15 protein-coding genes and 1 other annotated feature are annotated in these 14,557 nt (G+C 41.5%); of the genes, 8 read left to right on the top strand and 7 right to left on the bottom strand.

From position 1 onward, the window contains the following. Positions 1-114: 114 nt before the first annotated feature. The 5 genes from ACFPYN_RS14560 to ACFPYN_RS14540 all read right to left on the bottom strand — a co-directional run bounded on the left by ACFPYN_RS14560 (position 115) and on the right by ACFPYN_RS14540 (position 4,699). On the bottom strand, positions 115-591 hold the full coding sequence (locus tag ACFPYN_RS14560; protein ID WP_377735183.1) for an acyl-CoA thioesterase: 477 nt from the start codon (positions 589-591) through the stop codon (positions 115-117). Between the two features lie 194 nt (positions 592-785). After that, positions 786-1,724 carry a C40 family peptidase gene (locus tag ACFPYN_RS14555; protein ID WP_377735181.1) on the bottom strand — a complete coding sequence of 313 codons (939 nt, stop codon included), beginning with the start codon at positions 1,722-1,724 and terminating at the stop codon, positions 786-788. A gap of 11 nt (positions 1,725-1,735) precedes the next feature. After that, positions 1,736-2,839, bottom strand: coding sequence for a mandelate racemase/muconate lactonizing enzyme family protein (locus tag ACFPYN_RS14550; RefSeq protein WP_377735180.1), 1,104 nt, complete (start codon positions 2,837-2,839; stop codon positions 1,736-1,738). Between the two features lie 17 nt (positions 2,840-2,856). Then, positions 2,857-3,780 (bottom strand): S66 peptidase family protein, encoded by a 924-nt coding sequence (locus tag ACFPYN_RS14545; protein ID WP_377735178.1) that lies wholly within the window; start codon positions 3,778-3,780, stop codon positions 2,857-2,859. Positions 3,781-3,874: 94 nt separating this feature from the next. Then, the gene (locus tag ACFPYN_RS14540) at positions 3,875-4,699 is read right to left on the bottom strand and encodes a M55 family metallopeptidase (RefSeq protein ID WP_377735177.1); all 825 of its coding nucleotides are present in this window, start codon (positions 4,697-4,699) and stop codon (positions 3,875-3,877) included. Between the two features lie 448 nt (positions 4,700-5,147). Further along, positions 5,148-5,360 (top strand) — a binding site (T-box leader). 79 nt (positions 5,361-5,439) lie between these two features. Here ACFPYN_RS14540 and trpE point away from each other — a divergent pair. From trpE to trpA, 7 genes are read left to right on the top strand one after another with little or no spacing between them, the layout of a single operon-like run. Beyond that, positions 5,440-6,804, top strand: coding sequence for an anthranilate synthase component I (gene trpE, locus ACFPYN_RS14535; RefSeq protein ID WP_377735176.1), 1,365 nt, complete (start codon positions 5,440-5,442; stop codon positions 6,802-6,804). Beyond that, positions 6,801-7,367 (top strand): anthranilate synthase component II, encoded by a 567-nt coding sequence (locus tag ACFPYN_RS14530; RefSeq protein WP_377735175.1) that lies wholly within the window; start codon positions 6,801-6,803, stop codon positions 7,365-7,367. The genes trpE and ACFPYN_RS14530 overlap by 4 nt, the downstream gene beginning before the upstream one ends. A 31-nt stretch (positions 7,368-7,398) precedes the next feature. Continuing rightward, positions 7,399-8,430 (top strand): anthranilate phosphoribosyltransferase, encoded by a 1,032-nt coding sequence (trpD, locus tag ACFPYN_RS14525; RefSeq protein WP_377735174.1) that lies wholly within the window; start codon positions 7,399-7,401, stop codon positions 8,428-8,430. Then, positions 8,427-9,215, top strand: coding sequence for an indole-3-glycerol phosphate synthase TrpC (gene trpC, locus ACFPYN_RS14520; RefSeq protein WP_377735173.1), 789 nt, complete (start codon positions 8,427-8,429; stop codon positions 9,213-9,215). The genes trpD and trpC overlap by 4 nt, the downstream gene beginning before the upstream one ends. Then, positions 9,215-9,829: a phosphoribosylanthranilate isomerase gene (locus ACFPYN_RS14515; protein ID WP_377735171.1), complete on the top strand. Its 615-nt coding sequence runs from the start codon at positions 9,215-9,217 to the stop codon at positions 9,827-9,829. Before trpC ends, ACFPYN_RS14515 begins: the two co-directional genes overlap by 1 nt. 2 nt (positions 9,830-9,831) lie before the next feature. Then, the gene (gene trpB, locus ACFPYN_RS14510) at positions 9,832-11,040 is read left to right on the top strand and encodes a tryptophan synthase subunit beta (RefSeq protein ID WP_377735170.1); all 1,209 of its coding nucleotides are present in this window, start codon (positions 9,832-9,834) and stop codon (positions 11,038-11,040) included. Next, the gene (gene trpA, locus ACFPYN_RS14505; protein ID WP_377735169.1) at positions 11,033-11,821 is read left to right on the top strand and encodes a tryptophan synthase subunit alpha; all 789 of its coding nucleotides are present in this window, start codon (positions 11,033-11,035) and stop codon (positions 11,819-11,821) included. The genes trpB and trpA overlap by 8 nt, the downstream gene beginning before the upstream one ends. Positions 11,822-12,158: 337 nt before the next feature. Here trpA and ACFPYN_RS14500 read toward each other — a convergent pair whose 3' ends face one another. Continuing rightward, complete coding sequence (locus tag ACFPYN_RS14500) at positions 12,159-12,725, bottom strand: NADPH-dependent FMN reductase (RefSeq protein ID WP_377735167.1); 567 nt, start codon at positions 12,723-12,725, stop codon at positions 12,159-12,161. A 15-nt stretch (positions 12,726-12,740) separates the two neighbouring features. Further along, a complete protein-coding gene (locus tag ACFPYN_RS14495) occupies positions 12,741-13,799 on the bottom strand; it encodes an LLM class flavin-dependent oxidoreductase (RefSeq protein ID WP_377735165.1) in 1,059 nt (352 codons plus the stop codon). Between the two features lie 245 nt (positions 13,800-14,044). Between ACFPYN_RS14495 and ACFPYN_RS14490 the strand changes: the two genes are divergently transcribed. Further along, positions 14,045-14,392, top strand: coding sequence for a winged helix-turn-helix transcriptional regulator (locus ACFPYN_RS14490; protein ID WP_377735164.1), 348 nt, complete (start codon positions 14,045-14,047; stop codon positions 14,390-14,392). The last annotated feature ends 165 nt before the right edge of the window (positions 14,393-14,557 follow it).

The raw sequence follows: 14,557 nt of genomic DNA, 5'->3' as shown, positions 1-14,557 counted from the left end.
GGACAATAAGCCGCTATGAATGGACGATAAACCAATCCCCAAGTTCGAAGATGTATTTCTTACAAATCTTATCATACAAAAAAGAAGCGAGTGGATTGACCACCCCGCTTCCCATCAATGTTTCATTAGATTGCGTTGTTTACGATGTTCTCGACGTGCTGGCCCTGATTCGTAAAGTCGAATTTCTTCTTCCGTTTCAGCGATAATCCCTGGAACCGGAGTTGGCTTCCCTGCTGCATCAATTGCGACAAATGTTAGGAAGGATTCTGTTGTTAACTTCGTTTCACCTGTCAATAAGTTCGTTGAATGCACGCGTACATAGATTTCCATTGACGTTCGACCTGTCGAACTGACGACTGATTCTAATTCTAGGCAATCACCTACACGAGCGGATGATAAAAAATCGACGGAATCGATAGATGCGGTAACGACTGTATTTTTGCAATGCTTCATAGCTGTAATTGCAGCGATTTCGTCAATATAAGATAACACTTTCCCTCCGAAAATGGTTTCCATCGTATTAATGTCGGGGGGTAACACTAAATGTGTTTGAATCGTACGGGATTGCTTCATTGGAATTAGTTGGGTCATGATGTTCTCTCCTTCTTTGATGCATAGGTCCATCATACAAAACCTGACCATCAATGAAAAGTTCCATACATAAACTTAATAATTGTATTAGATGAAATAAACAAGCCAGTCCTATACGCTAGGACTGGCTTTCAACCGACTATTTATGATTTATTTGGCAATAAAAATTCCTATAACCAGCTACAAATCACTAATCAGGATACTTCTTCTAACCCTGCGTAGCGTCTTACCCCACACAATTCCTTTTCATATTTCGTATCAGCTAGTTCGATAATTTCTACACAATGTCCTGTCGATGGAGAATGAATCATTTGTCCATTGCCGTAATAAATACCGACGTGGCGAACTTTGGTAGATCCTATATTTGCGAAAAATAATAAATCGCCAATTTCCCACTGACGTACGTCTGCTATCGTAACTTCTTTGCCATTTGTTGCTTGATCGTCAGCATCCCTTGGAAGGAAATATCCATGCCCTTTAAACATGTTGTAGCTAAGACCCGAACAATCATAGCCATATGCAGACATGCCGCCCCAAATGTATGGTTTCTCAATGAATTTAGTAGCACATGAAACGATGTCAGCTCCTGAACGTTCAACAAATGATTCAATACCTGGAGAATGTTCAACCTCTTCACTTAAAATTAGCGCTTCTCCATGCGGGGTATGAACTAATGTAAACTGAGCGTTGTTATCGATAACAGGGAGTATCGTATTAAATGTAACGACAAGTAACGGCTTTCTATCCTTCGTCCACAGCTGAGCTTTAGGGAGACGGACTTTCGCAAAACCGAAATCTGAAATACGTTCCATTTCTTTTAATTGAACGAGTGGTACCCATCCTGGATAGCCACGCTCATCTTTTTTAGACGGTTGCCACGGACAAATTACTCTTGCCCAGTCTCCGACGATTTCTTCGACTATTACAGGCTCGCCATATAACAATTGTGTTTGAATGCGATTTCCCTCACACAGATCCAGCAAATCCTTATACGTTAATTCTTCTAACCATTTAGGAATGCGGACTGGATTTTCTAAACTTGGTGTATCTTTCTGACGTGCCGATTCAGGAGATGTCCAAACAGTTGCTACGGAAACTGAACATACCCATTTTGTTGCTGATTGAAATAACATGTTACCTCTCCTTATCCTTTTCGAAAGAATCGTTTAGTCATTAATTCACTATGTAATCCGAGCCCAGGTAATTTAGAAAACCGAATATGTCTACCTTCGTAAGTAATACCGCCTTCTACAATATCTTCAGCCAACATTAACGGTGCATCAAAATCAAAGCGCGTGACATTCGGTTGGCTTGCTGCGAAATGAGCAGCTGCTGAAATGCCGAGTTTTGTTTCAATCATGCTACCTGTCATGCATTCAACACCATAGCTTTCAGCTAATGCATTAATTTTCAACGCTTGATAAATGCCTCCAGCTTTCATGAGTTTAATATTGATTAAATCAGCTGCTCGCAATTGCAAGACACGTACTGCATCTTTTGGTGTGAAAATACTTTCATCCGCCATGATTGGCGTATGTGTATGCATCGTTACATATTGTAATCCTTCAATATCATACGCTTTTACTGGCTGTTCGATAAGTTCTATGTCAAGACCTGCGTCTTCCATCTGACCAATCGCTCGAACCGCTTCTTTTGCTTCCCAACCTTGGTTCGCATCGAGTCGAAGTTTTGGTTCGTTGCCAATTTTTTGTCGGATTGCACGAATTCGTTCAACGTCTTTTTCAATATCATCAATACCTACTTTAATTTTCAAGACGTTAAAGCCTTTACCTACATAACGTGCTGCGTCTTCAGCCATTTCTTCTGCATCATTAACACTGACCGTAAAATCGGTCTCTAGTGTATCACGATAACCTCCAAGAAGTGTCACAAGAGGAAGTCCTGCAAGTTGGCCGAGTAGATCATGAATGGCCATATCAAGTGCCGCTTTTGCACTTGAATTTCCGACCATGGAACGATGCAACTTTTGGAATACCCGCTCCGAATGGTGTAAATCAAGACCTAATAAGTGAGGCCCTATCACTTGATCAATTGCAAATTGAATACTCCCAAGCGAATCACCTGTAATGACATGAGTGGGCGGAGCTTCTCCCCACCCATCAAAGCCATCTTCCGTGGTGATTTTCACAAAAATAGATTCGGCAATCGTGACGGTACGAAGCGCAGTTTTAAACGGTTTTGTGAGCGGTACCGCAACCGAAAAGGTTTCGATTGAATGTATGATCATGATGGATTACCTCCCGTTTATTTAACGCCTGGTAAAATGGTCAATGTTTTTGCATCGCCATCTAATCGTGCTTCCACACCTAGTGGCACTGCAAAATGTGGTTCACAGTGACCAATTTTAAATCCTGATACTACTGGCTTTCCTAAATCCCCTAGATAGTGGTTCAACACTTCTTCAAGTGTTAATGTCGTTTTTCGTTGTTTAGGCTCTGCACGTGAAAAATCACCAACTACGAATCCTACCGCATCCTGTAGTTTTCCTGCTAATCGTAATTGGTTTAACATGCTGTCTACCTTATATGGTTCTTCATTTACATCTTCTATTAAAAGCAGCTGTCCACGTGTATCAATTTCATATTTAGAGCCAAGCGCACTGACAAGCAACGACAAATTTCCTCCAACCAATTCCCCTTGTGCAACGCCACCACATATGGTCGTTAATGGTGAAATATCTTCTGTATAATGGAGTTCAATTGGTTCGAATAATTGTCCAAACATGCGTGCCGATAAATCCTGGAATGTATCTTTTCCGACATCCGATGCAAGCATGGGTCCGTGGAATGTGACAACATTCGCGAATTGGCCAATTGTTGTGTGTAAATAGGTAATATCACTGTAGCCCCACAGAATTTTAGGTTGCTCGGTCATTAACTGAAAATCGATGCGGTCCGCATAGCGGGCTGCTCCGAATCCTCCTCCTGCACAAATAATACCTTTGACGTTTGGATCTGACAGCATATCGTGTAGATCCTCTAAGCGTTCATCATCTGTACCTGCTAAATAGCCATTAATTTTTTCTACATGTTGCCCCATTTTAACGTTCAATCCTAATTGTTCTAAAAATGCGAGTGAGCGGTTTAAGTTCTCTATGTTAGGTGGGCTTGATGGGGCAATAATCCCAATCGTATCCCCTTTTTGTAATCGTAATGGTCTAGTGCGCATGGGTGTTGCTCCTCTCTTCTGTCATACATACAAGTTATATATCTATAAGTATAACTTTATTAAGGATAGAAGTGTGCTGTGTTAAATTTCCACATTAGCAAAACGTTGTTTGGCTCGCTAATTCCACTTGCACTAACATCGCACGGTACGCTTCCAAAATATCTTTGGCTTCAAATTTTACGATTGTTGAGCCCGGTTCAATTTCACAGCCAGGCATAAGGGCTGCCCACTCTGCTTGTCCGTAGTTTACAAATTCAATTCGTAATGTTGGGTTTTTTGGTGGCACAAATGGTTTTACCAAATGTCGATTGTCGACGGCTTTTTCAATTTGTTCGGTTAAAAGTGCATGTGATTTTTTAGGATGCATCGTTTTTACAGCTTGCCGTGTAATCGATTGTTTGACCGCGACTGTCGTGACATTTGGGATAAGAGCTTCTGCTTCACGACACGCACCGTCGTCACCCGCAACTAGTAATACAGGAACACCATAATGGCCCGCGACATATGCGTTAAACCCAAGTTCCCCAATTTCAACTTCATTAATGTACATATTGCGCACGCCAAAAATCATACTGTGACTCATGACTCCAGGTTGTCCAGCACGCGAATGATAACCTACAAAAATCGCTCCAGCATATGTTTCATCCAGTGACTGTACCATCGAATATGGTTTCACCCCACCTGTAATCAATAAAGCTTCTGGATTTAAATCTTCTATTAGCAAGTTATTCATTTTTGAATGGCTATCGTTCACCACTATCTCGGTAGACCCTTTATTCAGTAAGCCTTCTATAATCGCATTTGCTTCATTGGTCATGATACGACGGGCACGTTCATAGTTGTGTTTCTGTGAATCTACGAAAGTGTGATCCGGTAAACCTGTGATCCCTTCCATGTCGACCGAGATAAAAAATTTCATATTCTTGCTGACCTCCTCATACCTTGATATATCACTTAATTAATATGCCGTATAGCTGATTGTTATTATTAAAGTACCAATATTTATTGAATATTTCAAATTTATTTTCTCTTATACTTTATTTACCGAAATATGGTGAAACGCTTTTGCATCACTACATCGGGTTTTATATTCACTTATGTTTTGTTTTCGACCCCTCGCGCCTCGTTTTCGACCATTCAAATGGTGTTTTCGGCCAGTCATGCTTGTTTTCAGACCATTCAACTGTAGTTTAAGTTCATTCGCTCATTTTTCTGATTATTTTTCAAATCCAACATCTTATCTGTTGACATATGTTTCTATGCATACTACGATAGGAACAACTTTTTGATTCGGAATTTTGGCAGAAGGTGTCGGGAGCGACATCGCCAGTACAATTTAGAACATAGCTGAGAGTTAGTTTAGCTGAGACAAATCGATGACAAAGAATAGTAGCACGAGTAGGTCTTAATAGAGAGTCAGCGGTTGGTGGAAGCTGATAGACAACTTGTTGTGAATGGTCTTTGGAGAGTTTCCCAGAATGTCAGTATGGGAAGACGTGTGATCTACGTTACAGGTCCTAAAGTGAAAGCCAATTTTGGTTTTTAATTTGAGGTGGCACCGCGGTCCTTCCGTCCTCTGCACATGAACTTTTCTGTTCATGTGCAGGGGACTTTTTTGTTTTCCCGGATGTACACGAGCCGAGCAGAGGAGAGAATAATATGAATACCCAACCTATACAAACAGCACGAATGACGATAAATGGTGACACGCTATCACCCATAGCGATTTACAAACGCTTGCAAGGAAAGCGCAAGTTTTTGCTTGAAAGTTCTTTAAAACATGAAGCTTCTGGTCGGTATTCTTTTATCGGGGCAGACCCCATTAAAGAATTTAAAGGTTCCGCTCATGAGTTAATTGAAACGTTCTTATTGACTGGTGAAGTGATAACCCATAGTGGGAAACCACTTGAATTGTTAAAAACGTTACTACCCGTAATAGAGGAGCACAGTGAATTTCCTTTCAACGGGGGTGCAGTTGGCTATATCGGCTATGACGTTATTTCGCAATATGAAGACATTGGTCCCGCCCTCCCTGATGATCGAGATATGCCAGACATTCACTTACTCGTTTATGAAACCGTCATTGTCTATGATCATTTAAAACAGGACGTAACGATTTTGCATACGGGATTTAATCCAAGCGAGATTGAAGAAGTAAAGTGCCAATTAGCAGTGAAAGAAAGTGAGGAAATTACTACCCATTCCGCACTTCCCTTCTCATCCAATGTGACCAAGCAAACGTTTATAGATAACGTTTTGCGAGCGAAAGAACTGATAAGCGCAGGAGAGATTTTTCAAGTTGTATTATCTCAACGGTTACAAGCACCTTTTACAGGAGACTCCTTCTCGTTATATCGAAAACTGAGAAAAGAAAATCCTTCTCCTTATATGTTTTATGTCGATTTTGACGAACACGTGGTACTTGGTGCCTCTCCAGAAAGTTTGATGAGCATACAAGGAAAACATGTGACGACGAATCCAATTGCAGGTACTAGACGTCGAGGCAAGACAACAGAAGAAGATGCGTTGCTTGAAAAAGAACTTCTCGCGGATCCGAAAGAACTCGCTGAACACCGCATGTTAGTCGATTTAGGTCGAAATGATTTAGGGCGAATCAGTGAAGTTGGCAGCATCCATTTAACCAAATACATGGACATTGAAAAATACCAACATGTCATGCACATCGTTTCTGAAGTGGCCGGTACTTTAAGGGATGACCAACACCCCCTTGATGCCCTCGTTGCTTGCTTACCAGCTGGCACGGTATCAGGTGCTCCTAAAATTCGCGCGATGCAAGTCATTCAAGATATGGAGAATGTGAAGCGCGGGGTTTATGCAGGCGCTGTCGGCTATATCGGATTTAATGGCAATATCGATATTGCATTAGCGATTCGAACATTAGTCGTGAAAAACAATACCGCATACGTCCAAGCAGGTGCCGGAATTGTCTACGACTCTAATCCACAAGCTGAATTTGAAGAAACACTTCACAAAGCGAAATCATTACTTGAGGTGTTGTCATGATTTTACTACTTGATCACTATGACTCGTTTACGTATAACTTGTTTCAAAGCCTATCGATGCTAGGAGAAGAAGTACACGTGGTTCGTTATGATGAGATATCTATAGAAGAAATCCATCAAATGAAGCCAAAAGCTATCGTCCTATCCCCTGGACCTGGATCGCCAAATGATAAATTACATTCTTTATCGATTATCCAAGAATTTTATCAAACGATTCCGATGCTGGGTGTTTGTTTAGGACATCAACTGCTCGGTGTAGCATTTGGCGGAAAAATAAAACGAGCCACACACGTCATGCACGGAAAAGTATCCGCAGTTCGACATTCGCATGCAGGCATGTTCGCATATTTACCACAACCTTTACCCGTCATGCGTTACCATTCGCTCGTGTTAGAAGATTTACCCACTTGTTTTAAGACGACCGCTGTTGCCATGGATGACCAAAGCATCATGGCGATCCAACATGTGGAATTTCCGCTTTACGGATTACAGTTCCATCCAGAATCCATAGGGACTCGTGATGGTGAAAAAATACTACAAGCGTTTTTAACAGATATAGCTTAGCTGAGAAGATTTCCAATGAGGAGAGATTAAGATGAGAAGATTTACTGAGAGTGTACGTGCAGGTCATTCACTGACGTACCATGAGATGAGAGAAGCAACGAATGCCATGTTTTCAGAACAAATTGCCGGCGTAGACATCGCTAATTTTTTAACGGCATTATCGATAAAAGGTGAAACAACAGAAGAAATCGCTGCACTAGTAGAAGTATTAAGAGAAAATGCTACCCAAATTCCTGTTTCCTCCTCAGTCGTCTTTGATAATTGTGGTACTGGAGGCGATGGTTCGCAAAGTTTTAATATTAGCACGACGTGTTCTTTTGTATTGGCAGGAGCCGGATTAAAAATAGCTAAACACGGAAACCGCAGTATCTCGAGCCGCACAGGGAGTGCTGATGTATTAGAAGAACTCGGCATCGCTTTGGATTTCCAACCTCATGAAGTAGATGAGCTACTAGAGTTAACGAATATCGCCTTTTTATTCGCACCACATGTTCACCCAAAAATGAAACGCATTCAAGTCATCCGGAAATCTTTAGGCACACCAACCATTTTCAATATGATTGGACCATTAACCAATCCTGTTTCTTTATCGTCTCAGTTAGTTGGTGTGTATCGCCAAGATAAACTAATGGATTTAGCGGATGTACTTCATCGTATAGGTCGAAAACGCGCCATTGTACTAACCGGCGCAGGTGGCATGGATGAAGCATCTCTAGCAGGGGATAACCACCTTGTATTGATGAACGAAGGTAAAACTATTCCATTTACGTTAAATGCTCAAGAAGTTGGCTTGTCATATGCGCCATTAGAAGCCATTCGCGGTGGAGACGCAAAAGAAAATGCAGCCATTTTAAAAAGCGTATTACGCGGAGAATCTTCGCCCTATTTAGATACAGTGTTGCTCAATGCGGGAATCGGTTTATTTGCAGCAGGCGTCTCGTCGACCATTCAAGATGGCGTTCACCAAGCTCGCAAAAGCATTCAAACCGGACGAGCACTGAGTATTATGAAATCAGTTGTCGTATATAGCCAAAATCGAAATCACTTGGAGGTGAACGCATGACCATTTTAGAGAAGATATTAAAAGTGAAGCAACTAGAAGTGGCAGAATTACTGGAACAACAAGTTCCTTTTACCTTACCTAAAACACCTACTGCCAAGCCTTCTTTATTTGAGACTTTATATAACACACAACATTTACAGGTGATTTCTGAAATTAAACGTGCATCCCCTTCTAAAGGATTAATTGAAGGCAATGTGGATCCCGTGCAACAGGCACTTGCTTATGAACATGCGGGAGCTGCGGCAATTTCCGTGTTGACTGATCAACAATTTTTCAAAGGCTCGATGGATGATTTACAAGCAGTTTCATCCGCAGTTGGTCTCCCTGTGTTGTGCAAAGATTTCATCATACATCGTTTGCAAATTGAACAGGCAAAACGTGCAGGCGCTTCTATTATTTTGTTAATTGTGGCAGCACTTGAACAAGATATTCTTCAGGACTTATTTGATTATGCCACTACCTTAGATTTAGAAATTTTGGTCGAAGTTCACGACGTTGAAGAATTGCAAAGAGCTTTATTAATAGATGCAAAACTCATCGGCGTCAATAATCGTAATTTAAAAACCTTCGAAGTCGATTTAGGAAACACGGCAGAAATTGCTGCACGCTTCCCTTTCAATGAACAACGGGTGTTGATAAGTGAAAGTGGAATTCGACATGCCACAGATGCTTCTACGATCGCTCAAGTTGGTGCCCATGCCGTGTTGGTTGGAGAAACATTAATGCGCAGTGCACATATTGACGAAACGTTGCGTTCGTTTCACGTGAAACGTAGGGAACGATGATGACAAAAGTAAAAATTTGCGGATTGATGGAACTGGAACATGTAAAAACAGCAGTGGAATCAGGTGCTGACGCAATCGGATTTGTATTCGCCAAAAGTCGTCGACAAGTCACCGTTGATCAAGCTAGAGAACTTGCAACAGCAGTTCCGAGTGATGTGTTGAAGATTGGTGTGTTCGTAAATGAGGCGTTGGAAGAAGTGGAACGAATCGCAAGAGAAGTGCCTCTTGATGTGGTTCAACTGCATGGTGATGAAGATCCTGATTATGTTCGCCGTCTGTCCATCCCTACTATAAAAGCATTGTCGATAAAAACGAAAGAAGATGTGCAACAGGCTTTACAATATGAAGTGGGTTATTTTTTATTTGATGCACCTGGCGTTGAGTTTCGTGGAGGATCAGGCCATTCATTTGATTGGTCGATGCTCGCAAAGGCGAACATCTCACCTGACAAAGTGATTTTGGCTGGTGGACTGACTGAACATAATATAAATGAAGCCATTCATATCGTTCAACCCTTTATGGTAGATGTATCAAGTGGAGTAGAGACAGCGCAACGGAAAGATACAGAAAAAATCCGCACGTTTATCCGTGCAGTCCGAGATGAGGAGAGATGAGCATGGCAACAACTTATAACCAACCCAATGCAACAGGTCATTACGGCAGATTCGGAGGGCGATTTGTTCCTGAGACATTAATGCAAGCCGTGATTGAATTAGAGGAAGCTTACGATCTAGCTATTAAGGACGAAGAATTTATTAAAGATTTTCGCTATTATTTAAAAGATTATGTGGGACGTGAAAACCCCCTTTACTTCGCAGAACGCTTAACGAAAAAAATGGGCGGCGCTAAGATTTATTTAAAACGTGAAGATCTTAATCACACAGGTGCTCACAAAATCAACAACACCATCGGCCAAGCATTACTTGCCGTCCGTATGGGCAAACGTAAAATCGTTGCTGAAACAGGCGCTGGTCAACACGGGGTCGCAACCGCTACCGTCTGTGCATTGTTTGATTTGGAATGTGTCATCTTTATGGGCGAAGAAGATGTTCGCCGTCAACAGTTGAACGTCTTCCGTATGGAATTATTAGGCGCAAAAGTTGTAACTGTGACGCAAGGAAGTAGAACGTTGAAGGATGCCGTGAATGAAGCACTTCGTTACTGGGTAACGAATGTTGGCGATACTCACTACATTATGGGATCCGTTTTAGGCCCCCACCCCTTCCCTAAAATTGTTCGTGATTTCCAGCGTGTGATTGGTGATGAAACGCGTAAACAAATCGTTGAAAAAGAAGGTCGCCTGCCTGATGCGATTGTTGCTTGTATTGGCGGCGGCAGTAACGCAATGGGCATGTTCTATCCTTTCATTGAAGACACTGAGGTAAAATTATTCGGCGTTGAAGCAGCTGGTGCTGGACTAGAAACTGAAAAACACGCAGCCACTTTAACAAAAGGTTCAGTTGGCGTATTGCACGGAGCACTTATGTATTTGCTGCAAGATGATGCTGGTCAAATTCAAGAAGCTCATTCGATTTCTGCAGGACTTGATTATCCTGGAATTGGGCCTGAGCATAGTTATCTCCACGAAAATGGCCGTGTTAAATATACATCCGTAACGGATGACCAAGCGTTAGCAGCTGTTCAAATGCTGGCTCGCACGGAAGGTATCCTCCCTGCTCTTGAATCTGCACATGCGATTCATTTTGCAGGTGAACTAGCGGCTACGATGAGCAAAGATGACATTGTTGTCATTTGTTTATCAGGGCGTGGGGACAAAGATGTTGTTACTGTACGTGATGCTCTTGGAGGTGGAACGAATGACTAAAATGAAATTACAATCTGCCATTGAACAGCAAGTCGCAACAGGCGGAAAAGCATTTATTCCTTATATCATGGCCGGTGACGGTGGGTTATCAAAACTTCGGGAACAATTACTGTTTCTACAAGACGCTGGTGCCACTGCGGTTGAACTAGGCATTCCATTTTCAGACCCTGTTGCAGATGGACCGACTATTCAAGAAGCTGGTAAACGTGCGTTGGCTGCAGGTGTGACATTGCGGGGTGTATTAGAAGAAATCGGTCGCATACGCGTTGAAGTAACCATTCCTATTGTCTTAATGACTTATTTAAATCCGGTGTTCCGCTATGGCATTGAGGCATTTGCAAAGGATTGTGCAGACTTCGGCGTGAGTGGATTGATCGTTCCGGATCTGCCACTTGAAGAAAGTGCCATGGTGCATGATGAATTTATTAAACACGATTTAGCTCTAGTTCAATTAGTGAGTTTAACAAGTCCTGTCGAGCGAATTGAACGCATTGCAAAAGCTTCTGAAGGATTCCTATATGCCGTAACAGTAACTGGAATCACAGGAGCTCGAGCAGAATTTTCAGCGAACGTTGGGGAACATTTAGCGAAGCTGAAAAAAGTGAGTTCTGTTCCAGTCATGGCAGGCTTCGGGATTTCAACGCCTGAGCAAGTTCGAGAAATGGGTAAACTAGCAGACGGCGTCATTGTCGGCAGTCGAATTGTCGACGCCCTACATGCTGGTGATTTAGAAAGCATCCGTGAGTTGATTGCTGCGTCGAAAGCAGTGGAAATTATTTGATCGTAGTTTTAAATGAAGTATTGCAACCACTTGCGCTTTCGCAAGTGGTTTTTTTAAGAGAAAATTGGGTGAAACGGAATAAATACTGGTTGAAGCCGAATAAAACACGTGCGAAACGGATTAAATCATATGCGAAGCCGATTAAAAAATTAAATGATGTTCCTTCATCTTTAATAATCCAAAGAAAGTGTATGTTCTCGTTAAGCCGGGAAGCGACAACGCTTATAAGTTAAAAAGAATTGTCTACAAGGTCGTAATAAACCGACCCAGAGACAACTCTTTTTGATCTTACTATTGAACAGTTCCCTATTAATCGTTTGATCTTAGCCAGTGTCTTCTAAAAATCATATTTCGCTTCTTTTTCTTGTCGGATTTTTGTATACGTTTCGGTTAACATAACGGTATCCTCAACTAAACGGTCAATTCGAAATAGCACGTCATCATTCACAATTTCTTTACGATTGAAGTCCTTTTCCTCTATAAATACATACGTTTGAACAATCTGTGCTTTCATATAAGCTAATATCGGTTTTAACTGTTGTTCCGCTATTAAGTAGTGCTTTGGTGAACCCGCTGTTACAAGCATACTCACTACTTTGTCACGAAAAGCATTAACCGGTAGTAAATCAAAGATGTTCTTTAATGTCGCGGGAATAGACGCTTGAAAGATAGGTGTCCCAATGATAATGGCATCTGCTTCCATAATGGTTTTTGTCACAAACCCCGTATCGCCTTGATATTCCAAATAATTGCGTCCATCACTAAATTGAACGTTATATTCAGCTAAGTCTATTAACGTCACTTCTGCGTCAGGATATTTCCCAGTGACTTCTTTTACCATGTAGTTCATGGCAGTACGCGTTTTTGAGCCCACAATTGACCCAGATAAACCAACAATTTTCATGTTAAGCACCTCCCGCTATTTTTTTGCTGTATATTTTTTAATTGCAGGCAAAATTTCAGTACCAATAAGCTCAATGTTTTTTAGTAGTTTTTCATACGGTACACCGCCAAAGTCCATTTGTGCGATGTATCGCTGATGACCAAATAGCTCATGCTGATAGAGAATTTTTTCAATAATTTGCTGTGGGCTACCTATATTCATGACATCACGCGTATCTGCTCCTTGTGCAAAATGCTGCTTCGGATAGCCCCTTCCGTTAATTAGCTGCATTCCTTGATTAACGTGAGGATATGCCTCGCTCTGTGCCTGCTGGGTCGTTTCAGCCGCGTGGAAAAAGCCTGCAGTTGCGATCGGCATCGCCGCTGAATCAAATCCACTATGGTCAGCAGCCTCCCGATAGGCATCAATCGTTGCCTTAAAGCTTGAAGCAGGTCCGCCTAAAGTAGCTAAGAACATCGGAACACCAGCATGACCAGCTTTAATGGCACTTGCAGGATGCCCTCCGACTGCACGCCATATCGGCATCGAGCCATTTTGTGGACGTGGAATAACCCTCGCATTGTTTAATGGAGCCCGGAATTCCCCACTCCAATTGACCACTTCCTCTTGACTAATCTTCAATAACAACTCAAATTTCTCTTCAAACAATTCTTCATAATCACGGACGTTATAGCCTAATAAATCAAAAAGGCCAATTCTTGAAGCACGGCCAGCAATTATCTCAGCACGCCCATTGGAAATCAAATCAATCGTTGCAAAATCCTCAAACACACGCACTGGATCCGATGTGCTAATAATCGTCGAAGAGCTCGCGATTTTAATTGTACTAGTTGCCTGGGCAATGGCTGCCAACACAACAGAATGCGCTTGCGTTGTAAAATACTCCTGATGGCTTTCACCTACACTAAAAAAATCCAAGCCTGCTTGCTCTGCTAGTTTCGCCAAATCAATGATTTCATGAATACGCTGCTGTGCAGAAATGCGTTCTCCTGTATATGGATTTGGGATATGATCCCCAAGTGTATAAAGTCCAAATTCTAAGCCTTTACTTTGATCGATACGATATTTTTCCATTATTATCAACCCTTCTATCAACTATTTTATTATTGAATTACATACTGGTAGAGCGACTATGTAGCAAACATCTCAAATACACCATTTCTTTCATTCACAACAAATCATTTTTATAACTTGTCACAGGGTCCTTCCCCTTCAATTAATTACTTATAATACTAGTATAAGCCGTAAGAATGTTTATTATAAGTACGCACTTTCAAGTGGTATAGTATACAAAAGGATACTAAGGAAGGGATGACACGATGGAAATGAAGCCTGAATTGTGCAATGTAGATGACGCTCTTAATATATTAGTAGGAAAGTGGAAACCGATTATATTATTAACCCTTTTGAAGGAAGGGACGAAAAGATTCAGCGACTTAAAACGGAGCGTTCCAGGGATCACTCAAAAAATGTTAACAAATCAATTGCGAGATTTAGAGCAAGAGGACATTATCACACGTAAAGTGTATCTTCAGGTACCTCCCAAGGTAGAGTATTCCATGACAGAATACGGAAAAACCTTAGAACCCATTCTTGTAGCCATGCATGAATGGGGAACTGCACATTCGGTTCATAAAATGCAAAAAATGAGTCAAGAAAGTAGATAAAAACACTTCAAAAAAGCATCGACTTTCTAAAAGAGTCGATGCTTTCTATTATTTAATTGGTCGCTTGACATACGGTTGATAAACCCTCTACTAACCTGTCCCATTTTCAAGAATACACCAACAACAAAAAGCAACCCACTCATAAGAAGTAGATTGCCTTTTTCG

The sequence above is a fragment of the Paenisporosarcina macmurdoensis genome (assembly GCF_042658845.1).
Classification (GTDB): domain Bacteria; phylum Bacillota; class Bacilli; order Bacillales_A; family Planococcaceae; genus Paenisporosarcina; species Paenisporosarcina macmurdoensis.
This window is presented reverse-complemented; position numbering and strand designations above follow the sequence as displayed.